Annotated in this window: 24 protein-coding genes; 9 read left to right on the plus strand and 15 right to left on the minus strand. The window is 38.5% G+C overall.

Annotated features, from left to right (window positions below; genetic code table 11):
- The first annotated feature begins 9 nt into the window (after window positions 1–9).
- The 7 genes from JG738_RS07910 to JG738_RS07940 are packed head-to-tail and all read left to right on the plus strand — an operon-like array spanning window position 10 to window position 6528.
- Window positions 10–1548, plus strand: a complete 1539-nt coding sequence (locus JG738_RS07910; RefSeq protein WP_201337398.1) for a phosphoethanolamine transferase — start codon at window positions 10–12, stop codon at window positions 1546–1548.
- On the plus strand, window positions 1545–2597 hold the full coding sequence (locus JG738_RS07915) for an NAD-dependent epimerase (RefSeq protein ID WP_201337399.1): 1053 nt from the start codon (window positions 1545–1547) through the stop codon (window positions 2595–2597). Before JG738_RS07910 ends, JG738_RS07915 begins: the two co-directional genes overlap by 4 nt.
- Window positions 2587–3153, plus strand: coding sequence for a phosphatase PAP2 family protein (locus JG738_RS07920; protein WP_201337400.1), 567 nt, complete (start codon window positions 2587–2589; stop codon window positions 3151–3153). Before JG738_RS07915 ends, JG738_RS07920 begins: the two co-directional genes overlap by 11 nt.
- Window positions 3143–4654 carry a glycosyltransferase family 39 protein gene (locus tag JG738_RS07925; protein ID WP_201337401.1) on the plus strand — a complete coding sequence of 504 codons (1512 nt, stop codon included), beginning with the start codon at window positions 3143–3145 and terminating at the stop codon, window positions 4652–4654. The genes JG738_RS07920 and JG738_RS07925 overlap by 11 nt, the downstream gene beginning before the upstream one ends.
- Window positions 4651–5082 (plus strand): hemerythrin domain-containing protein, encoded by a 432-nt coding sequence (locus tag JG738_RS07930; protein ID WP_201337402.1) that lies wholly within the window; start codon window positions 4651–4653, stop codon window positions 5080–5082. Before JG738_RS07925 ends, JG738_RS07930 begins: the two co-directional genes overlap by 4 nt.
- On the plus strand, window positions 5079–5333 hold the full coding sequence (locus tag JG738_RS07935) for a DUF2249 domain-containing protein (RefSeq protein ID WP_084276514.1): 255 nt from the start codon (window positions 5079–5081) through the stop codon (window positions 5331–5333). The genes JG738_RS07930 and JG738_RS07935 overlap by 4 nt, the downstream gene beginning before the upstream one ends.
- On the plus strand, window positions 5326–6528 hold the full coding sequence (locus JG738_RS07940; protein ID WP_201337403.1) for a hypothetical protein: 1203 nt from the start codon (window positions 5326–5328) through the stop codon (window positions 6526–6528). The genes JG738_RS07935 and JG738_RS07940 overlap by 8 nt, the downstream gene beginning before the upstream one ends.
- Here JG738_RS07940 and JG738_RS07945 read toward each other — a convergent pair.
- From JG738_RS07945 to gmhB, 12 genes are read right to left on the minus strand one after another with little or no spacing between them, the layout of a single operon-like run.
- Window positions 6523–7392: a glycosyltransferase family 9 protein gene (locus JG738_RS07945; protein ID WP_201337404.1), complete on the minus strand. Its 870-nt coding sequence runs from the start codon at window positions 7390–7392 to the stop codon at window positions 6523–6525. The genes JG738_RS07940 and JG738_RS07945 overlap by 6 nt on opposite strands.
- On the minus strand, window positions 7389–8042 hold the full coding sequence (locus tag JG738_RS07950) for a GDSL-type esterase/lipase family protein (RefSeq protein ID WP_201337405.1): 654 nt from the start codon (window positions 8040–8042) through the stop codon (window positions 7389–7391). Before JG738_RS07950 ends, JG738_RS07945 begins: the two co-directional genes overlap by 4 nt.
- On the minus strand, window positions 8018–9763 hold the full coding sequence (gene asnB, locus JG738_RS07955; RefSeq protein ID WP_201337406.1) for an asparagine synthase (glutamine-hydrolyzing): 1746 nt from the start codon (window positions 9761–9763) through the stop codon (window positions 8018–8020). The genes JG738_RS07950 and asnB overlap by 25 nt, the downstream gene beginning before the upstream one ends.
- A complete protein-coding gene (locus JG738_RS07960) occupies window positions 9714–10688 on the minus strand; it encodes a glycosyltransferase (RefSeq protein ID WP_236583238.1) in 975 nt (324 codons plus the stop codon). Before JG738_RS07960 ends, asnB begins: the two co-directional genes overlap by 50 nt.
- A 5-nt stretch (window positions 10689–10693) precedes the next feature.
- Window positions 10694–11767, minus strand: coding sequence for a glycosyltransferase family 4 protein (locus JG738_RS07965; RefSeq protein ID WP_201337408.1), 1074 nt, complete (start codon window positions 11765–11767; stop codon window positions 10694–10696).
- Window positions 11764–12621: an ELM1/GtrOC1 family putative glycosyltransferase gene (locus tag JG738_RS07970; protein ID WP_201337409.1), complete on the minus strand. Its 858-nt coding sequence runs from the start codon at window positions 12619–12621 to the stop codon at window positions 11764–11766. Before JG738_RS07970 ends, JG738_RS07965 begins: the two co-directional genes overlap by 4 nt.
- Window positions 12614–13423 carry a lysophospholipid acyltransferase family protein gene (locus JG738_RS07975; RefSeq protein WP_201337410.1) on the minus strand — a complete coding sequence of 270 codons (810 nt, stop codon included), beginning with the start codon at window positions 13421–13423 and terminating at the stop codon, window positions 12614–12616. The genes JG738_RS07970 and JG738_RS07975 overlap by 8 nt, the downstream gene beginning before the upstream one ends.
- Complete coding sequence (locus JG738_RS07980; RefSeq protein WP_201337411.1) at window positions 13416–14333, minus strand: glycosyltransferase family 9 protein; 918 nt, start codon at window positions 14331–14333, stop codon at window positions 13416–13418. Before JG738_RS07980 ends, JG738_RS07975 begins: the two co-directional genes overlap by 8 nt.
- Entirely contained in the window at window positions 14333–14896 is a 564-nt protein-coding gene (gene gmhA, locus JG738_RS07985; RefSeq protein WP_201337412.1) for a D-sedoheptulose 7-phosphate isomerase, read from the minus strand. The genes JG738_RS07980 and gmhA overlap by 1 nt, the downstream gene beginning before the upstream one ends.
- Window positions 14889–16295 carry a D-glycero-beta-D-manno-heptose-7-phosphate kinase gene (rfaE1, locus tag JG738_RS07990; protein WP_370583683.1) on the minus strand — a complete coding sequence of 469 codons (1407 nt, stop codon included), beginning with the start codon at window positions 16293–16295 and terminating at the stop codon, window positions 14889–14891. Before rfaE1 ends, gmhA begins: the two co-directional genes overlap by 8 nt.
- Window positions 16295–17287, minus strand: a complete 993-nt coding sequence (gene rfaD, locus JG738_RS07995; RefSeq protein ID WP_201337413.1) for an ADP-glyceromanno-heptose 6-epimerase — start codon at window positions 17285–17287, stop codon at window positions 16295–16297. The genes rfaE1 and rfaD overlap by 1 nt, the downstream gene beginning before the upstream one ends.
- Window positions 17284–17760: a D-glycero-beta-D-manno-heptose 1,7-bisphosphate 7-phosphatase gene (gene gmhB, locus JG738_RS08000; protein ID WP_201337414.1), complete on the minus strand. Its 477-nt coding sequence runs from the start codon at window positions 17758–17760 to the stop codon at window positions 17284–17286. Before gmhB ends, rfaD begins: the two co-directional genes overlap by 4 nt.
- Window positions 17761–17832: 72 nt before the next feature.
- Here gmhB and JG738_RS08005 point away from each other — a divergent pair, with 72 nt between their 5' ends.
- Complete coding sequence (locus JG738_RS08005) at window positions 17833–18132, plus strand: c-type cytochrome (protein ID WP_084276620.1); 300 nt, start codon at window positions 17833–17835, stop codon at window positions 18130–18132.
- A gap of 131 nt (window positions 18133–18263) precedes the next feature.
- Here the strand turns inward: JG738_RS08005 and ccoS are convergent, their stop codons facing one another.
- Genes ccoS through JG738_RS08020 form a run of 3 tightly spaced genes read right to left on the minus strand, consistent with a single transcriptional unit; the run spans window position 18264 to window position 21351 of the window.
- Window positions 18264–18497, minus strand: coding sequence for a cbb3-type cytochrome oxidase assembly protein CcoS (gene ccoS, locus JG738_RS08010; RefSeq protein WP_084276527.1), 234 nt, complete (start codon window positions 18495–18497; stop codon window positions 18264–18266).
- A complete protein-coding gene (locus JG738_RS08015; RefSeq protein ID WP_201337415.1) occupies window positions 18482–20881 on the minus strand; it encodes a heavy metal translocating P-type ATPase in 2400 nt (799 codons plus the stop codon). The genes ccoS and JG738_RS08015 overlap by 16 nt, the downstream gene beginning before the upstream one ends.
- Complete coding sequence (locus JG738_RS08020; protein WP_201337416.1) at window positions 20869–21351, minus strand: asparaginase domain-containing protein; 483 nt, start codon at window positions 21349–21351, stop codon at window positions 20869–20871. Before JG738_RS08020 ends, JG738_RS08015 begins: the two co-directional genes overlap by 13 nt.
- Window positions 21352–21374: 23 nt before the next feature.
- Between JG738_RS08020 and JG738_RS08025 the strand changes: the two genes are divergently transcribed.
- Window positions 21375–21770, plus strand: coding sequence for a hypothetical protein (locus tag JG738_RS08025; protein WP_201337417.1), 396 nt, complete (start codon window positions 21375–21377; stop codon window positions 21768–21770).
- Window positions 21771–21803: the final 33 nt, after the last annotated feature.

Below are 21803 nucleotides of genomic sequence, written 5' to 3' on the forward strand. Positions count from 1 at the left end.
GGATTCTCTTTGCTAAAAAGGCATTTCATCAATGCAATTATTCTTACAATACTCTTTTTATTTCCAGATATCGTCTTCATGCTTACCCATAAAAACTTTTTCGTATTTGTTCCCTCCATTTTCAAAGAGCTTGCAGCTTTATATCTCCTCTCATTTTTGATTTTGGCAGTACAAAAGTACTGGATACGTTTAATCTTCGCTCTTTTTATCGCAACACTCTCTTTTGTACAACTCTTTCACTTTAGCTATTTTCACTCATACCTCATGCCCTACGAAATTGGCTTGGCAGATCAGATCCCTGAGATCATCGATACGCTTGCTAATGTTATCCGCTATACATATATGCCTCTCATACTCTACTTCATCCAAATGGTAGCTCTAAGCATCTTTTTAAAAAGAGCGCAAGCAGTGCACATACAATATATACCTCTTCTCATAGTACTTTTGCTTCTTATTGGGCCAATATCAGCAATTAAACGCAAAAGAGCATATATCTATCTGCCAAAAGCAACCTCTTTCTCTTTTAAAAATACTTACAACGCCCTCTCATGGTATATAGCAAAAGAGGCATTCAAAAAGCAAAACAAACCGCACTTTAAACCATACAAAGTCACAAAACTCAAAAAACCTCTCCCGCAAAATATTATAGTTGTCATGGGAGAGAGTCTCAATGCAAAATATATGAGCCTTTTTGGATATCCAAAAGAATCAACCCCCTATCTTGACAAACTCAAATTTGGACCAAATTTTCACTACACTTGGGGTTATAGTGCTGGTGTAACAACAGATGTAAGTGTGCCTACCTTCTTTGCTCTCAAGCGCGAACCGCAAAACATAACGCCCCTTGTAAAACCAGATACCAACCTTTTACATTTAGCAAAAGAGCAAGACTATAAAACACACTACATCACCACACAAAACCTCTTTGTCATAGGAGGCGTGCTTTCAGACTTCTCTGATGTAACTAAAGTTTTCCATGGATATGATGAGCTTCTTGCCAACTATCTTAACACAGTCGATTTTAATAGATCCAACTTTATAATCTTGCATCAGCGCAACTCCCACTCACCTTATGAAAAATATACTCCACCTCGCTTTTACCATTTTCAATTTAAAGACCTTCCATATAAAGAGTACATGCGGGGCAGTTACCTCAACTCTGTGCGCTATACAGACTATATTCTCCATACTGTTTTTCAAAAAGCAGATATGCTGCCTGGATGCAATGTGGTCTTTTTTACCTCTGATCATGGTGAGATGATGGGAGATAAAGATGAGGGTGGAAGGTTTGGACATGTCTATTTGGGATTTGCAGACGCAAAAGTACCACTGCTCATATACTATACAAAATCGTGTCCAGTACAAATTACAAAAGATTTTAATTTAAGTAGTGTCATTTCTCACTACCAATTTGGTAAAATCATAGCAAGAACTTTAGGTTTTGCAGTTAATAATCCTAATGAAGATGGTAGCTACTACATAAATGGTGTAGGCATTGCTGGAGAAAAGGGATTTTTACGCTATACAAAAAAAGGAAAACTTCAATGAAAATAGTTGTAACTGGCACAGCTGGATTTATCGGATTTCACTTAGCAAAGAGATTGCTTGAGCGCGGCGATGAGGTTATTGGTATAGATAATATTAATGACTACTACGATATTCGCATTAAATATGGAAGGCTCAAAGAGCTTGGCTTTGAAGAGACAGAGTTTGCATTTGCAAAGCGCTATGAGAGCAAAAAGTATCCCAATCACATTTTCTACCGCGTCGATCTTGAAGACAAATCGGCAATTGAGGCAATCTTCAAAGAGCATAAACCAACGCATGTATGCAATCTTGCAGCCCAAGCAGGCGTGCGCTACTCTCTGACAAATCCCGATGCCTATATTCAAAGCAATATAGTAGGTTTTCTCAATATTTTAGAGGCTTGTCGCCACAATGAGGTGACACATCTTGCATACGCCTCAAGCTCGAGCGTTTACGGGCTTAATGAGCGCATGCCTTTTAGTGTGGAAGATAATGTAGATCACCCAATAAGCCTCTATGCAGCAAGTAAAAAGAGCAATGAACTTATGGCACACACCTACAGCCATCTGTATGGTATTCCTACTACAGGATTGCGCTTCTTTACTGTCTATGGCCCCTGGGGAAGACCAGATATGGCGCTCTTTTTATTTACGAAAGCTATTTTAGAGGATCGCCCTATAGATGTATTCAACTATGGAAAGATGAAGAGAGATTTTACATATATCGATGATATTGTAGAAGGCATAGTGCGAGTTATTGATAATCCAGCACAACCTGATCCATGCTGGAGTGGGCGCAGACCAAATCCTGCAAATTCCAAAGCACCTTATCGTGTCTACAATATCGGTAATGGCTCTCCAGTAGAACTTATGGATTTTATTAAGGCAATAGAAAAAGCGCTAGGCAAAGAAGCAAAGAAAAATATGCTACCAATTCAGCCTGGTGACGTACCAGCTACATGGGCAGATACTACCGCCCTTGAAAGAGATCTTGGCTATAAACCAGGTACTCCAATTGAGTATGGCGTAGAGCAATTTGTCAAATGGTATAGGGAGTTTTATGGCGTATAAGATCGTAGCCGTTTTACTCCTTGCAATTGCAAGTATTATATGGCTTGATTATGATGTGGCTCTTTTTTTTCATACTCACTCCTATCCCTTTTTCTCTTTTATTACACATCTTGGCAACGCAGTTCCTTATCTCCTTGCAGGTTTAGGGGCGTATATTTTCTTTAGAAAAAGTGATCCCGCCAAAGCAAAAAAAGGTCTCTTTTTATTTACAAGTGTCATTGTTGCTGGTCTCATCACAACCACGCTTAAAATCCTCATTAGCCGTCCCCGACCAAAACTCTTTTTTAGTGAGCATCTTACTACTCCACAATTTTTTGAGCTTAAAGGAAAATTTTGGTCTATGCCCTCAGGCCATACAACTACAGCTTTTGCTGCTATGGTAAGTCTTGGGCTTATTTTTCCAAAATATCGCTATATCTTTTGGTTTCTTGCTCTTTTAGTTGCTGTAAGTCGTGTTGTCCTAGCACAACACTATATAAGTGATGTACTCATTGGAGCTTTAATTGGAAGTCTCAGCGCAGTGCTTTTATACAAAAGGATGGGGCTTGCAAAATAGAGCACTCCTTCTTGCTATCGTTTTTTTAAGTTTTTACGCTATGCTTGGCTTTTATCCGCTTTTTAATCTTGATGAAGGAGCTTTTAGCGAAGCTACAAGAGAGATGCTCGCTTCGCACAATTTTGTTACTACCTACCTCAATGGAAATTTACGCTTTGATAAACCAATTCTCATCTACTGGCTACAAGCTGCTAGTGCATCTGTTTTTGGACTCAATGAATTTGCAATGCGCCTTCCTAGCGCTTTAGCTGCAACTTTGTGGGTCTATCTCCTTTACCGGTTTACGAAAAGATTTTATGATGAAAAAACCGCCTTTTGGGCAAGCTTTTTTATGGCAGGATCATTGCAAATCTCTATCATTGCTAAAGCAGCCATAGCTGATGCACTACTTAATATGTTTATTGCTGCAAGTATGTTTGCATTCTACATCTACTATCAATCTCGCCAAAAAGGCTATTTATACCTTACCTTTGCTGCAATCGGTTTTGGAGTACTCACTAAAGGGCCAGTAGCTATCCTCATTCCCTTTGCTGTGAGTCTTCTTTTTTTACGTAAAAATTTGCTCTTTTGGGTAAAAAGCGTTTTTAATCCGGTAGGGATTATGATATTTCTTGCAATCGCAGCCCCTTGGTACATAGCAGAGTATCTCGATCAGGGACAATACTTTATTGAAGGCTTTTTGCTCAAACATAACCTCAACCGCTTTGCAGCACAGGCAATGGAGGGGCATAGAGGAGGCTTTTTTTACTATATTCCTGTTATACTCATCGGGCTTTTGCCTTTTACCTCCATCTTTCTCAAAGCTCTTCACTTTATTAAAAACTGGTTTGATACGCCTCTGAAGCAGTATCTTACTATCTGGTTTTTATTTGTATTTATCTTTTTCTCATTTTCCCATACAAAGCTACCCCACTATATCATTTACGGTTATACACCTCTTTTTATCTTTATGGCTCTCTACTTTGATAAAGTGCGCTCAAATTTTTTATTGATTCTACCTTATATGCTTTTTCATGTACTCTTTTTGCTTCTACCTTTTATTAAAAATGCAGTCTTACACTCTATGCGCCAAGAAAGCCACGAATACTATATAGTGCAAGGCTTAGAATTTAATCTCCTCTACATCTTCTATTTTCTCTTTGCAACTCTTTTAGGCTTTTTTCTCTTACGCAGTACAAAAGAAAGAGCAGCGATCGTTGTGGGATTTGTTACACTCATTTCACTCAATTTCTTCATAGCAAAAGTCTATGCAAACGCTGCTGAAGAGCCTATCAAAGAGGCTGCGCAGTATGCAAAGAAGCACAATCTCACAAACATTAAAATGGTAGGCATAAACACTCCATCTTTTAGTTTCTATCTTGGGCACATCACTCCTCGCACCAAGCCAAAGCCAAATGATATTGTCTTTACAAAACGTAGCAACCTCAAACATTTTAAGAATTTTGCTATACTTTTTCAAAAAAATGGCGTAGCACTTATACAACTAAAGGATGAAAAATGATAAAAGAGTATATGACACAAGATCACAGAGAGTGTGATAATCTTTATGCACCACTAGAAGAGGCACTCAGCCAAGGTGATTTTGAAAAAGCGTTAGAGCTTTTTATGCCTTTTAAAAGAGCAATGCTCAAGCATTTTGCAATGGAAGAGGATGTACTCTTTCCGGCAATGGAGGAGTTTGTCGGTGGTGGTGAAGGGCCAATTTATGTAATGAAAATGGAGCATGATCAGATTAGATCCATCATTAATCAACTTGGCGAAGCGATTGAGGCAAAAAATCGCGATAAAGCTTTAGGTCTAGGTGAAACATTTATGATAATGACACAGCAGCACAACATGAAAGAGGAACAGATCCTCTACACTATGGCTGAGCAGCTCCCATTTAACAAAGAAGAGATCATGCAAAAGATGCAAGAGGTGGATGTATGAGAGAGATCGTGGTTGATACACGCGATTTTGAACCTCCCGCTCCTATGCAAATGATACTCAGTGAATTGCAAAGTATGTTTGAAGGCGAAAGCTTTATTCACCAAATACATCGTATCGAGCCAGTAAATCTCTTTAATCGCCTCAAACCAATGGGCATAGAGTATCTTGTAAAAAAGCAAGATAGTATCTACCATATCTACTACTTCTACCCAAGTGATAGAGAAAAAGTACTGGAGCAGATCGATGTTTAAAGGGCTCTCCCTCGATCAAGCCCCACCATTTGAAGCACCCCTGCTCTTTTTCGCAGGAGCTTTAATCTTTGGTTTAGCTACAGGGGTTAGTATCCTTTTTGGAAATAGCTCCTTTGGAACTTTGCATCTCTTTACTATTGGATTTTTAGGTTTTATCATGATAGGAGCCTTGCAGCAGATGCTTCCTGTGGTAGTGGGAGTGAGTTTCAAAAGGCCTATACTCTTTTCATTTCTACTCTTTTTTCCACTTACAGCCGGTTTGATTCTTTTTTTTCTCACACTAGAAAAGGGCTATAATCTCTTTTTTTTAGCTTCACTCTTTCTCTTTCTTGCAGTAGCCCTTTTTACACTCACAACACTCTATAAACTTTTCAAAGCACCATACACCACCGATACAGTCATAGCTATGCGATTGGCTCTTATTTCTTTTTTCATAGCAGCAGCTTTAGGAGCCCATATCCTTGCTTCTTTTGGTTTGCAAAAAGCTCCAAACCCCTCTTTTATCCTTACTCATGCACTTTTTGCTGGCTATGGATGGATAGGATTACTTATTATGGGAGTGAGCTACCAAGTTATTCCCATGTTTTATGTAACACAAGAGATTCCAGAGCTTCATAAAAAGTGGCTCGCTCCTGCAACATTCATTCTCATACTTTTAAGTATCCTAACACTTTTTATAAACGAAAAGCTCTCTCTTATGCTCTTTATAACACTTCTTTTTGTTTATATTTTCTATGCAGTTTTACTCTTGCAGCAAATAAAAAGACGCAAACGCGCCATAAAAGAGCCAAGCATCGCTTTTTGGCAGTTGGGACTTGTAACACTTTTTTTCTTACCACTGCTCTTTTTTATAGCAAGTGAAAAGTTTGCTTTGCTATTTCTCTTTGGTTTTGCAACCTCTATCATCTTTGGAATGCTCTATAAAATCATCCCTTTTCTTAGCTGGTTTCATATTAGCTCATGGGGATTTTTCGATATGCCAACAATGAAAGAAATGATTAATGAAAAACTAGCATTCATCCATCTTGGAGTGCATATAGCAACACTTTTTGCTCTTTTTATCAATCTCAAAATATTTGGAGCACTTTTTGCCATCTCTACCGTTTTGCTTGGAGCAAATCTTTATAAGCCAGTAAAAATCTATCTCATTTATAAAAAGAAGCCTTCACCGCTAGCACAATTTAAAAAATCATAAGTAGGGCGCAAGCTTTTGCAAGCCCTCTTGAAGATCAATCCCCTCATAGTAGTCACCCACTGCTTGAAGATTCTTTACAGGAGGCCTTGCAAAGCGCTTCTTATCCCACAGAGCTACACTCCAAGGACCAAAAGGGGCTGAAACTATCCAATTAGTAGCACCAAAAAGACCAATTGTCGGAGTCTTTTGCACCGCTGCTATATGCATAGGCGCTGAATCTGTCGAAACAACTATAAACGCTTCACGTAAAATTTTTTTGAGATCTTGAATAGTAGTTTTACCAGCTACTACCTCTTTTTTTCCAACAATATTTTTTGCAATCTCTTCTACATACTCTCGCTCACTCTCATCACCAGTGAGAACAAAAGGGAGTCCAAAACGATCTATAAGGATTTTGCTAAACTCCCTCCATTTATGCACAGGCAATCGTTTTGATATCCATTTTGGGCTCGATCCAGTGTTGAGCACAATATAGGTTGGCTCCTTTTTTTTAAAAGAGTAATCAAGTGGCTCCACAAGATTACTCTTTTTTGCAATATCATAAAAAATATTGGTAACACTTTGCTTGAAACTTACTTCCCTATTGTCAATTGATTGAAAAAAGAGGCGAGTAAAGCGGCTTCTATCGTTGTTTTGTAGATCGATAAAGAGCTCAAGTTGTCTCTTTTTGAGAGCATAGATAAATCGTGCTACTTCAAAAGGACTTTTATTTTGTAAAATGACAAAATCATCAAACTCATCTTCTAAAAGCGCATGGCCTACAGGCGAAGTGAGAATCAGTGGCTTTTTTCTAAAAGCACGCAATACAGGAATTGCAGCTGCAATATCTCCTAAAGCACTGTAGCGAAAAACACCAACACTCATAGCTGCTCCAAAATTTTATGTGCAACAAGCTCATATCCCTTTTGATTGAAGTGGATCTCATCAAGATACAAAGAGCTATCTTTCGCAAAATCTTCATAGATTCTCACCACATCTGCATGGGGATACTGGGCAGCAACTTTTGCCATAAGCTGGTTATAGTATTTGATATCTGGATTGCGAAAGGTCTCTGTAAGATGGGGAGGTGTTTCAATAAAAAGTACTCTCTTGCTCTTTGCTGCAATAAAAGAGAGATTTTGCATATACTCTTGAGGCGGTACTACAAACTTTTGTCCTAGTTTTTCATTGAGTCCAAGTGATCGAGCCAATTTTTTATACTTTTTTACAACTTTTCTCGCAAATTTACGCAAGAAATTATCTGGATAGTAGAGCACATAGGGAGCATATTTAAATGTGCGCCAACTATCAACAAGTCCGTAAGCAACGATGACTAAAGATGTATTGTAAGAGCTACACTCATGAAAAAGAATTACGCCTTCTCTTGTAGTACTCATAGTAATACCGCAATTTTTCGCTTTTGTTTGTAAATGCTCAGCTACTATATCAATATAGTTTTTTCCTGCATAGCTATTTGCACCTACAATATTGCAATCTCCTAGCGCCAAAATCATCGCATATACCTCTCTTCCCAAAGCCTAAACATATACATAAGCCAAATGGCATTGGTGCGCTTGCCACTTTTTAAAAACTCTTTAATAATTGTATCCTTTTTGATAATGTTATCGAGGAGACTTGGTGTATATAAAAGATCTAATACCTGCTCTTTGAGCTCATTTCTGAGCCAATACTTTATCGGTACAGAAAATCCCTGTTTTGGAAGTTTTGCTAGATGAGGAAGCTCTTCGTGCAAGAGTTCTCGTAAAATTTGCTTAGACATGCGAAAGTGTAGTGGCAAAGAGAAAGCAAACTCTATTAAGTCATGATCCAAATAGGGCTCGCGCGCTTCGAGGGAGTTTGCCATTGTAGTGCGATCAACTTTGACAAGCACATCATCTGTTAAAAAGTAGTGAAAATCAAATAAAAACATACACTCTAGCAACGCATTACACTCCAAAGCATCTAGCAAAAACTCCTCCTGCAACTCATCAGGATAGATGCGATAACGCAGTGCTAGCTTATACTCCCAAAAGCTCTTTGTAGCCATATATTTTCTTTTTTTTCGCAGAACTGGACGCAAAAAACGTAGCATCTTATAAAAAAAGAAGCGCTTTTGGTTTTTGAAATTGAGAGGATACCCCCCAAAAAGCTCATCTGCTCCATCTGCTGAGAGTGCTACCTTGACATGCTCTCTTGCTAGTTTTGCTACAAGATAGGTTGGAAGGGCTGAGCTATCTCCAAAAGGCTCATCAAAAATATCTGCTATTTTTGGCAAAAGCTCTAAGAGATCAACAACATCAAAATAGAGTTCATAATGTTTGGTTCCTAAAATTTTTGCCGTTTGTGCAGCAATTTTTGCTTCATTGAAGCGCTCATCTTTAAAACCAATTGTAAAAGTTTTGATATTTCTCTTTTTTGCAAGATAGCTTGCTAGGAATGAGCTATCTATCCCTCCACTTAAAAAAAGCCCTACCTCAACATCACTTACCAGTCTATAAGCAAAACTTTTTTGCAGTAACGCTTTTGTCTGCTCTTTTGCTTCTTCGTAAGAGATTGCTAATTTTTTTTGTGGAAGTTTCCAATACTCTTTTGTAACAACACTTTTGCCATCAAAAATGAGATAGTGACCGGGGAGGAGCTTAAATGTGTTTTGAAAAATAGCGTGCTTACCCGGTACAAAACCTAGTTGAAAATAGAGCGAAGACGCACGCATATTAAGGTTTTTTTTAAATGCAGGATGGAGAATGAGAGCTTTGAGTTCGCTCGCAAAAATAAATGTTTTTCCATCAAAATAGTAATAGAGTGGCTTCACCCCTGCTCTATCACGAATGAGAGTGAGTTTTTGGGTACTTTTATCCCACAGTGCTATAGCAAACATCCCATGAAATTTATGCACTGCCTCCAATCCCCACTTATGGAAGGCTTTGAGGATAACTTCTGTGTCGCTTGTGGTTGTAAAACTATATTCGCCAAGCTCCTTTTTAATCTCATTGTAGTTGTAAACTTCACCATTGTAGCTTATTACAAGATTATCAAACTCCATCGGCTGTCTTGCATGAGAGCTCAAATCTATTATAGAGAGCCTCCTATGGCCTAAAGAAAAAGCTTCACTTTCAAAAAATCCAAAATCATCAGGTCCTCCGAGAGCTAAAACCTCTCCCATACGCTCTAAAGTTTCTCTATTTTTACCAGTAAATCCAAAAATCCTACACACCAGCAACTCTTTTATAGATTTTGCGATACTCTCTTGCCACATTTGCAAGAGTAAAGCGCTTTTGGTACTGCTTTTTTAAAGCACCAAACTGCTCTTTGTAAAAATCGTAATTGGCAAAAACCTCTTGAATTTTCTCCTTAGGATCATCAAATAAAAAGATATCTGGGAGCATCTCTGTACTTCCGGCTACTTTTGTAGAGATTACCACATCACTATAAAAAAAGCCCTCAATTAAAACTCTGCTAAAGCCTTCTCTTTTTGAATTGATTATTTGCAGATGAGCACGCGCTTGCAAAAGATGTGTATCTTCTCTTTGCCCTAGAAGCAGCACCTTTTCTTCTAAATTAAATCTCTTAATGAGATCTTGCAACTCTCCTCTTTGCTCCCCTTCTCCCACAATCCAGAGACGAAAGTCAAATGGAAGATCCTGCACAGCCTCTATAAGCTCGGCAAAACCTTTTCGAGGCTGTAAAATACCAATAGCTACCATTGTAAAAATATCTTCTTTTACAACATCCCCAAGAGCCTTTGGCTCTATTCCGTTATATACTAAAGCTTTAGAAGGATTATCTATACTTGCAACTACCTCCTTGCTCACTCCTACAGCAAAGGGGACTTTGTTAAAAATAGTAGCCTTGCGTGAAGAGTTGCGCTTTGTAGCAACAAAAGCAAAGCGCATATATTTCCATAGCACATAGAGTATCTGCGTAGCTTTTGCTGAATGAGCATGGACAACTGTAGGTTTATGTTTTTTGATAATTTTTGCTAGCTCTAGATACAAAAAGGGGTTGTAGCGCGAGGAGTTGGATTGAAGCTCTAAAACTTTTACATCCCTACTGAAGCGATCTTTATACTCACACCCCTTTACAACAACTGCTATTACTTCATCACTTTTAGCAAGCTCATTGCATAGCTCCACAAAGCTCCGCTCAGCCCCTACATATTTAGCACTTGCCATAAACTGCATTATCTTCACAAGAGCTCCTCATAGACCGCTAAAGTCTTTTCTACCATCTGCTGAAGTGAAAAGTTTTGCACTATATACTGGCGCAGGTTATCATTTTTTCTTACTTGCAAGATCTTTTGTGCAAGCTCCCTTGCATCACCTGGCCTAAAGAGCTCACCAAAACCCTCTTTGCAAATATCTAAAGCTCCCCCATGAGCAGTTGCTACCACAGGAGTATTCATGGCCATCGCTTCAGCTATACTTCTACCAAAACTCTCTGGCTTTTTGGAGCTACTGACCACCACATCACTCAGTGCATAAATCTCACTCACCTTTGCAATAGATCCAGTAAAAATAATATTTTCCTCTATACCAAGTCTCTTTACAAGCTCTTGGAGTCTTTTATAATACTCTAGCTTATCTTTACGCACTCCTCCAACAATAAGCCCCCTAATATTTGGCTTCTTTTCTTTGAGTAATGCAATGGCTTCAATAAATGTCTCATAATCTTTGAGCTGCGTTATGCGTCCCACAGAGGTAACAATAAATCTATTTTGAAGATTATACTTTTCTTTGAAAGCAGCTATAAAACTCTTATCTATTTTTTGCAAATCAAATTTTTCAAGATCTACACCTCTATGAACAACACGAATTTTTGTTTCATCTAGAGCATAATTTTGGCAGATATACTCTTTTATTGGATTACTCACGCAAATTACCCTCTCCCCTTTTGTCATAATAGCGCTATAGGGATTGACGCTATTAAATCCATGTACTGTTGTTACAAATGGGATACCTCCTTTTGCAAAGTAGCTCAACCATGCAGGAACGCGGCTTCTTGCATGGATGATATCTGGTTGGATTTTCTCAAAAATCTTTTTAAGCTTTGCAATACGCAAAGGCGCAGTGAGAGGATTTTTGCTACAAACATCAAATTTAATATGCACTCCTCCATCTTTTATTATCTGCTCTTCAAGTTTTCCTCCCGCACTCATTACAAAACTCTCCACACCCTTTCGTACAAACTCCCTATTCATCTCAACAACGCCACGCTCTACTCCCCCCTCATGTAGCTCTGGCAATAGCTGGACAACTCTCATATATACTGCCTCAAATCGATCTTCTTATGAGCCTTGCCAATAGTGCCATCAAAGATATGCAAGTACCCATCATTCGCTAACTCTTGCACCATAACTTCATATTTATTTTTCTTTTTAGCTTGCAGTGGCACAACTTCTATTGCAGCTTTGCCGCTACTAACTGCTTCGCTAATCATAGAGGTTGAATCGATGGTGATGAAAAGATAGTCACAACATGCCAAAAAATCTCCAATGGGATTACGGGGATCTTGGGAGTAGATAATCTTAAAATCAAAAGGCTGCTTAGCAAGATACGCCTCAATATCTTTGGGAGTTCTTGGAGAGGTACTCAAAACCTTTTTATAGCCTTGAAAATGTTTGAATATATATGCAACAACCTCTTGGATATCTTTTAATTGCATTGTAAATACTGCATTATTACCTCCGACTACCAAAGCCACGCATTTTCCCTCACACTCATAGACTCCTTGTGGCTGACTTACAGCAAAATTGATTGGCAGCAATCCCCCATCATGTTTTTGTGCATAGATTTTTGTAAAATTTTTGCGAAAGCCTTTTGGCTGCATGAGTGCAATGCTTGGAATATTGCACGCTTTTGCTATAAGCTTTGTAGCATAGTAAGTACTACTTCCAGCACTCACAACCGCATCATACTCGCATGTAAAATCAAATGGCTCAAAGAGCGCCTTTGTGTAAATACCTAACCAATCAAAAAGATAACCAAGAATCTTATGCAAAGAGCTTTTAAAACGTACATACACTATAGTATAGGAGGCATTACGCAGTTTAGCATAACTAATAGCTTGATTCTCATGCCCCTTTTTCCCATCACTGACTATAAGTATCTTATCCAAGTTTCCACCTATTATGCATCCAAAACCATTGGGTAGGATACTGCTTTATTACCTCTTCGATAATATCATTGAGTTTTTGTGTAAACTCTTCTATATCACACCCTTTACAAGAAAACTCTTTTTGGATAATTTTAAAGCCATCTTTTTCTCTAGCCAAAAATATAGGCACAATCTCCACATCAAACCGCTTTGCTAGCATCGCTATCGTTGGTACTGTTTTGCATTTTCTTCCAAAAAATGTGGTCTCAATCCCATCATTTCCGGCTTTTTGATCGATGAGGAGCCCAATATTTTCTCCCTTTTTTAAAGATGCCATGAGTTTACGCATTGCACCCTCTTTATACACAAGCTTATTGCCATATAACTGCCGAAAAGGAGTAGTAATATTTTTTTCAATAAGCTTATTATTTCCCTCTCTCCCTACTACTGCCATAGGATAGCCGTATTGCGCCATAAAATGTGCCAATGCCTCCCAATTACCAAAATGAGCAGTAACAAAGATTTTTGGTTTGGAGCTTTTTGGTTTAAATTCACCCTTGATTTTGGTAAAGTCAAACCGTCCCATGAAAATAAGAAGCATTTCTGTCAGGCTTTTTGCAATCTCGCAATAGCTTTGAAGTGCTAGAGAGGGCGAAAAGCCTGCATGTTGGAGGTTCTCTTTTGTCAGCTCTCTTCTTTTTGAATCAATATAGTAATAAAGAGTAGCTAGTCCCTCAAAGAGGGCATAGAGCAAACTTTGTGGCAAAATGCGTGAAAATGCCAAAAGTGTCTTTGCAACACCATATTCAAACCATTCACGCATGGAGCAAAAGACCTTCTATTTTTTGCATTACTTCATCAACACTAATACTATCAATTGGTAATTTTTTAATAAAATCCTTTTTTTCATTCAAGCACCCTACCTGCCAGTCATCACCTGTTGAAAAGAGTGTCAGTGTAGGAACTCCTAATGCAGCTGCCATATGCACAGGGCCGGTATCATTGCTTATAACAAGATCACAAAGCTGTAAAGCCGCTGCAAGTTCTACAAGATCAATATCATAAACTTTTATGATTCGTTTATCATCAAATAGATGTAAAAATCGCTTCTCTTTTGGTCCAAAAAAAACTAACACATTGTAACGAAGCAATAGTTGCTGAGCAAGCTCAAAAAACTTTTTTTCACTCCAACGCCTATTTTCTTTTGTTGCACCGATATTGAACCCTACTGTTTTTTTATGCGGATCCAAAAAGGTAGCATAGCGACTCTTTTGTGTCACACAAAGCTTTGGTTTTTGGATCTTTTTTACATCTGCAATCTTTGCAAAAAACTCACTCCTATGACATTTGGTATTATAAGGCAAACTATGCGTATAACACTTTCTCATCCACTCTCTCTTCGCTGCTCCAAAACGCTTCCTTCCTGTTATACAGGAAATAATTGCACTCTCTCCAAAACTTTGAAAATCGTAAACTTTATCAAACTTTTTCCATAGTTTAAATATTTGCAATATGTTTTGCAATGATTTTACAATGTGTTTTTGGCGGAAAGCTTCTCTATCGATCCCAATTACCTCATCTATAATACCACATGAGATCTCTTTTATTTTTACATTTACCTCGTCACAAAGGAGTGTTATAGCAGCATCATAGCGTTCTTTTAATGCCTTCAAAGTAGGAAGCAGCATTACAATATCACCAAGCCCAGAAAAGCGTATCGCTAAAATTTTCATCAAAAACTCTCATCAATAAGTGCACAGAGAATATGGCCAATGAGAATATGCATTTCTTGAATGCGAGGAGTATCGTGTACTGGCACTACAATACTCACATCACATAGATCTTTTATACGTCCTCCATCTTTGCCAAGAAGTCCTATTACTTTACACTCTTGTGCTCTTGCAACCTCTACTGCACGCAATACATTTTCACTCTCTCCGCTTGTAGAGATAGCAATGAGCACATCCCCTCTCTTTCCAAGAGCCTCCACTTGACGTGCAAATACTTGGGCATACCCATAATCATTACCAATTGCAGTAAGTGCAGAAGTATCAGTCGTAAGGGCAATTGCAGGAAGACCTCTGCGCTCCTTTTTAAATCTTCCTACAAGCTCAGCTGCAATATGCTGCGCATCTGCGGCACTTCCACCATTGCCACAAAGCATTATCTTTTTTTGATTTTTCAATGCTTCAGTGCAAATCACACTTGCAGTATAGATATGAAAGCGAAGCTCTTCCCACACTCTTTCAAAAGCTTTTTGGTGGGCTAAAAGTTCTTTTTCTATTATCTCAATCATTATTTTGGATCCTCTCTATAATTTTTGTCGTACTTTTTCCATCAACAAACTCTATCAAAATTGTCTCTTTGGCTATATCACTGCCAACCACCTCTTTATCCTTATAATCAGCTCCTTTGACCAATATATCTGGCTCAATTTTTTTAATAAGCTCGTAAGGCGTATCCTCATCAAAAATAACTACATAATCGACCGCTTCTAAAGAGGCTAGGATATATGCTCTATCGTATTGTGGATTGATAGGACGGCTTTTGCCTTTGAGACGTTTAACGCTACTATCAGAATTGAGCCCTACAATCAAAATATCTCCAAGCTCCTTTGCCTTTTGCAAATATTTTACATGCCCTAAATGTAAAATATCAAAGCATCCATTAGTAAAAACCACTTTTGCACCACTTTTCTTTGCTCTCTTTACAATTGCTGCTATCTCATTAAAGCTTTTAATCGTATCCTCTGCGCCTCTATGCCCTAAAGCCTTCTCATAAGCTTCTATCTCATCAAGTGTTGCAGTAGCTGCTCCAACTTTTCCAACAACAACTCCCGCAGCCAAATTTGCAAAATGTGCAGCCTCATGGAGACTTAGCCCACTAGCACATGCAAAACCAAATGCCCCTAGCACTGTATCTCCAGCACCTGTTACATCATACACCTCTTTAGCAAAGGTTGGGATTTTGTGCATCTTCTCATCAAATATTGCCATCCCCTCTTCTGAAAGCGTTATGACTACATTTTTAAGTTCAAAGTTTGTTTTGAGAAAAAAACCAGCTTGCTGCAATGACGTATCATCTTTTATAGCAATACCGCTTGCCTCACTCGCCTCTTTTTTATTGGGAGTTATGAGATCAGCACCCTTGTATTTGCTGTAGTCTTTTCCTTTTGGATCTATAAAAACCGGTACGTTGCTCATTGCAATAATTTGCTGCGTAAGAGCAGGTGTAAGTACCCCTTTACCATAATCACTGAGGAGTATGAGATCAAAACTATTTTGAGAGATAAACTCCACTATTTGCTCTTCGCTTTCTTTAGCAATGGGCTTAACTTCTTCCCTATCTATGCGTACAATCTGCTGGTGCGAAGCTATGACCCTACTCTTTTTTGTAGTAGGGCGATCTTCTCGCACCAGCAATGCATTGACACCTTTTTCCTCTAATCTCTCCTTAATCCATTCTCCTGCACTATCTTTACCAATTACGCTTGCCACACTCACCTTCGCTCCAAAGGAGAAGAGATTATTCACAACATTTCCAGCACCCCCTAAGAGATCTTGCTCTTTTTGCACCTGCACTACTTGCACAGGAGCTTCGGGGCTTATGCGCTCACAAATTCCAAAGAGATAGTGATCAATCATCAAATCACCCACAACCAATATTTTTGGATGCTTTGTGCGCAAATGGCTAATCACACTATCTCCTCATTGTAAATCTTTTTAATATAGGGGATATCTGCTTTTATTCCCTCTTCAAGAGAGTAATTTGGCTCATAGCCTAAAAATTTTCGTGTTGGCACAATATCTGCTTCAGTGAAAAATTGATACTGCTTTACATAGGGATTTGGTATATACTCATACTCCCTTTGGATATCAAGCTCTTTACATAAGATGTCAACTATATCTTTAAAACTTCTTGCTTTGCCAGTTCCAACATTATAGACGCCACTTTTTTTAGCAAAGCAGGCTTTGATATTAGCCTGTATCACATCTTCAATGTATATAAAGTCCCTTTTTATTTTATCACTCCCTTCAAAGAGCCTTGGCTTCTCTCCTCGCAACAGCTGCAATCCAAACTGCAATACCATAGAAGCAGTCTTTTCTTTAAAATACTCCCTTGGTCCATAGACATTGAAGTAGCGTAGTCCTACAATCGGCAGATCTGTTCTTTTTATCTCTTCGTATGCAAGATGATCCATAGCAAGTTTACTAAAGCCATAGATATTTGCTGGAGCCTCAATTCCAACTTTATGGGGAGCAGGCAATTTTCCATACACAGCACCGCTACTTGCATAAATCATTGCTGCTTTATGGCGCTTTGCCATTTGTAAGAGATCGCGAAATGCATTGAGATTGGTATCAATCATTATCTTTTGATCTTGGACAGTTGTATCACTAATGGCAGCTTGATGAAAAATATAATCAAAATTAAAATCATTGAGTCTTGCTAAATCCTCTTTATTGGTTATATCGCCACTTATAATCTCACCTTGAAAACCTATGAGATTTTTAAAGTGGCCAAAACTAGTGCGGTTGCCATTACTAAAACGGCTCTCATCGCGAAATTTATCAAATACAATCACTCTAGCTTCTGGGAATTTTTCTTGAAAGTAAAAAGCGAGATTACTCCCAATAAAACCGGCTCCCCCTGTAATTAAAATAGTCTTTCTGTTAAAATCTATCATACAATCTCCTCAATAACATCTATAAGTTTTTTATCGCATAGCAAGATAGCTTTTCCCACACCAGCATTGCGTGCAGCTTCAATATCGCTTTGTTTATCACCCACCATGAATGAGCGTTGCAAATCTATATTATGCTTCTTTGCAGCTTCCAATATCATAGCAGGTTTTGGCTTGCGGCAGCTGCAGTTTTCTTCTGGAGCATGGGGACAAAAGAAGATATCGGTAATTTCAATACCCCTTTTGCGCAGCTCCTCTACCATATAGTTACTCAGCTCTTGAAAGTCTTGCAGCGTATAGTAGCCTCTGCCTATACCAGATTGATTTGTAATAACAATTAATAAAAATCCTCTCTTTTGTGCTTTTTTCAGCGCTTCAAAAACTCCATCAATAAAATGAAAATTTTCTATTTTCCCTACATACCCCGTATCTTCGTTAATTACACCATCGCGATCTAAAAAAAGAGCCCTTTGCAAATAAAGCCTTTAATTTTTACTAAAGAAAATTTCAAATATAATTTTGTGTATTTTAGCAAAAAAGGAGTAAGAATGAAGAAATTGGCAATAGTAGGACTCGCAGCAGCAACTGCAATGACTCTCATGGCTTCTGATGGTGCAACACTTTACAAAAAGTGTGCAGGATGCCATGGCGCTCATGGTGAGAAAAAAGCTCTTGGCAAATCTGAAGTTATCAAAGGTTGGCCAAAAGAAAAAACTGTTGAAGCTCTCAAAGGCTACAAAGCTGGTACAAGAAATGTACACGGAATGGGCGCTTTGATGAAAGGTCAGGTTGCTACTCTTAGCGACGCTGATATTGAAGCTATCGCTGATTTCATCTCTAAGCAGTAATCATAAGGGGCGCTTGCCCCTGCAGCTATGCAAGAGATTCTTAAAAACCCTGCTCTCCCACAAATTGCAGTTTGGGTGGCTTTACCAATACTTTTAGTAGTTCTTTGATATCTTCTTGAGCATCAAAAACGCTAATCTGGCATAATTCGTTTATCTTGACGCCTCTTTTCTAAAAGCTTTTTCTTTTTCTCTTCCATCATTACTGCATCTTTAAGCTCCTCTTCACCATCAAATCTTGCACCATCTAAAAATTTTCCTGTGTCATCAAACTGCCCCGTTTTAAGTCCCCACACAAGTGCAAAAAGCCCAAATGCACCCAATAGTGTAGAGATAAAGATCATCATAGCAACTACCCAAGCATCCATTTGACTCCTTTTATGCGAAAGCTATTTCCAACAACTGTTAATGAGCTAAGAGACATTGCAAGTGCTGCAAAGAGTGGATTGACATACCCTAATACTGCTAGCGGTACAGCCACAACATTATAGAGGAGTGAGAGAGCAAGGTTCTCTTTGACAGCGCGAAAAACTCTTTTACTTATTACTACTGCTTCATAAATTTTTATAGGCTTTTCATCTAAAAGTACTACATCACTTACACTCAGTGCAATATCAGCCCCACTTCCCATAGCAATAGCAATATCGCTGCAAGCAAGAGCTATGGCATCATTGATCCCATCACCAGCCATTATAACTACTCTTCCCTCTTTATGCAACTGCTCTATAAAAGCACTCTTTTCTTGTGGTAAGAGCTTCGCTTTATAGTTATCTATGCCAACCTTTTTTGCTACTTTTGCTGCAGCTTTTTCATTGTCGCCTGTGAGCATCCAGACTGTAAATCCTAGCTCTTTTATTTTACCAATGGCATAGGCTGCTTGCTCACGAATCTCATCGCTTAGCTCATAGAGCACCACCAACTGCCCATCAATCGCTACAGCAAAGAGTGAATTATCTCCACTATACGCAATGTTTATACCCTTTTCACGCAAAAACTCTAGACTTCCACCTACGACACTATGTCCTTGAATATTTGCCTCAACCCCTTTTGCTTTTATCTCTTTAACATCTTTTACATCTAATAATACACAATCTCCCTTGCTCTTGAGATACTCCCATACACCTTTACTAATGGGATGGTTTGATTGCTCTACAAGAGTATAGACAATATTCTCATCAAACTCTCTCAATCGCTCTTCACTCACCACACTCGGTTTTCCTTTGGTGATAGTGCCAGTCTTATCGAGAACTAGTGTATTAGCTTTGGCAGTAGTCTCTAAAAAACTAGCCTCTTTAAAAAGAATACCTCTTTTGAGTGCTTCCCCAATTCCAACAAGCGTTGCCATTGGCGTAGCTAATCCCAAAGCACAGGGGCATGCTATGACAATCACACTGACTGCTACAATGAGTGCACGCTCAAATTCATGGGTATACCAAAGCCAGCCAATAAAGGTAAGGAGTGCAATAGAGAGAATCGTAATACTAAAATAGCCACTTATTTGATTCGCAAGCTGCTCAAGACGCGGCTTTTTCGTTACTGCATCTTCCAAGAGTGTTGCAATATTTGAAAGAAGAGAGGTTGAAAACTCTTTTGTAGCTTCATAGCGAATCACACTATCAAGCAGTATGGAGCCACTTAGCACCTCATCGCCTTTTCTTTTATATACTGGTTCACTCTCACCAGTGAGACTACTCTCATCAAAGCTTCCCTCACCGCTTACTATGACTCCATCAATTACTACCTTTTCACCGGGCTTTATCTCGATAATATCTCCAACTAAAACATTTTCAATACTCACAAGCGCCTTTTGCCCATCTTTGATTACTACCACTTCAGCAGGCAGTGATCCTAAAAGCGAATCAACAGTATCGACTGCTTGCTTTTTACTAAGAACTTCAAGATATTTCCCTACCAAAACAAACGTAATAATCATTGTGACTGAATCGAAGTAGACCTCACCTGTGCGCGTCAGCATCGCATAAATAGAGTAAATATAGGCCAAAGTAGCACCGGCAGCTACCAAAAAATCCATATTAATAAAGCGGTTTTTCAGCCCATAGTATGCACTCCTATAAAATACCCAACCACTATAAAAAAGTGTTGGCGTTGCAAGAGCAAACTCAGCAATATTGAGAATATTTTTAATATCACTGCGCATACCTGTAAAAAAGCCTACATATTGCGCTATAGCAATCCACATAATATTCATCGTAGCAAAAACTGCTACTAAAATACGTGCATAATAATCGCGGCGCTGCTTGATAGCCCGCTCCTCTTGAAGCTTTGGATCATACGGGTAAGCGTTATAACCAATAGAGCGAATTGTCTCAATGATTTTGGAGAGTTTGAGCTCACTTGGATCCCAGATGATTTTGGCTTTGTTGTTTGAATAATTGATGGATGCTTCAATGATGCCTGGGAGTTTATGGAGCACCTTCTCATTAAGCCATACACAGGCTGCACAGTGGATCCCCTCAATAATGAGGTTTATTTCATACAATCCATCATCTCTTTGCTTGACATAGCGTTTAATAAATCCCTCAAGATCAAATTTTTGGAGATCTTCTGTTTGCGTTGTAGCTGGCTGTAGTTTAGTATCACCCAGCTTTTCATAAAAGCTATCAAGCCCCTCAGCTTTTAGCAGATGGTATACTCCCTGGCAGCCTTTACAGCAAAAGTGGAGATCTCCATCTTTAATCATCACACTCTCATCGAACTCCAAATGGCAGTGATCACATTTTACTTTAGACAAAAAACTCCCCTTTGACGATCTTTATAGATGCGGTTATGCTTTGCAACAATGCCGTGCATAGCAATAAAGACACCCTCTTCATATGCATAGCGCCCTTTTGCTATGGCGAGCGTAAGATTGGAGCTTGCTTCAGCCTTATCTATACTATAAGGTATCATTGAACCTGTAAAAATAATACATTTATCTTTTACCCGCTGCGCTACATACGCAGCACTCTTATCCATCGTATCTGTTCCATGCACTACTACTATGCTTTTTTCATCCAATTTTTCAATAGTAGCAACAAGTTTTTCTCTATCCTCATCTGTAAATTCAAGACTATCTTTATAGATAAGCCCTTTACAAGTGATATTTTGGTTAATATTCTTTAAAATCTCTTCCACTGCTCTATTATCTTTTGGCACAATAAGTAAGCCTTTGATTGGATCATAGATTTTATTAAAGGTTCCCCCTGTATTTAGTATAATCACACCAGACCTTTAAAAGGATATCAATGAATGAGGTTATTATATACGTTTTTGTATTAGCAATTTTTGAATTTTATGAATCATCCTGGCAAAGTGGTACAACTTTGCAAGAGGTCACTAACAATCTCTATACAAAATACCAAAAAGGACTTTTTTATTTCTTCTTTTCACATCCAAGTTTTATCTATGCTCTCTATCTTGGAATCAAATACGATCTTACCAATTTTTGGTTTCTCACAATTCTCTTTTTTAAATTCCTCAATATCTCTTTTGAACTAGTTGTCATTCAAAAACTCCAAGAACAAAAACTTCATGAAATTTTACCTATTCCTTTAGATATGAAAATAGAGCGCTGGATGAGTTATATTAATGTGGTACTTTTTCCTCTCCTTTTATTTATTGCTTTTATGCAAACTGCATAAGTTCATTTACATCTGGCACTCTCCAAAGGAGAG

Origin of the sequence: Nitratiruptor sp. YY08-26 (assembly GCF_016593215.1) — a bacterium.
In the GTDB taxonomy this organism is placed as follows: Bacteria; Campylobacterota; Campylobacteria; order Campylobacterales; family Nitratiruptoraceae; genus Nitratiruptor; species Nitratiruptor tergarcus.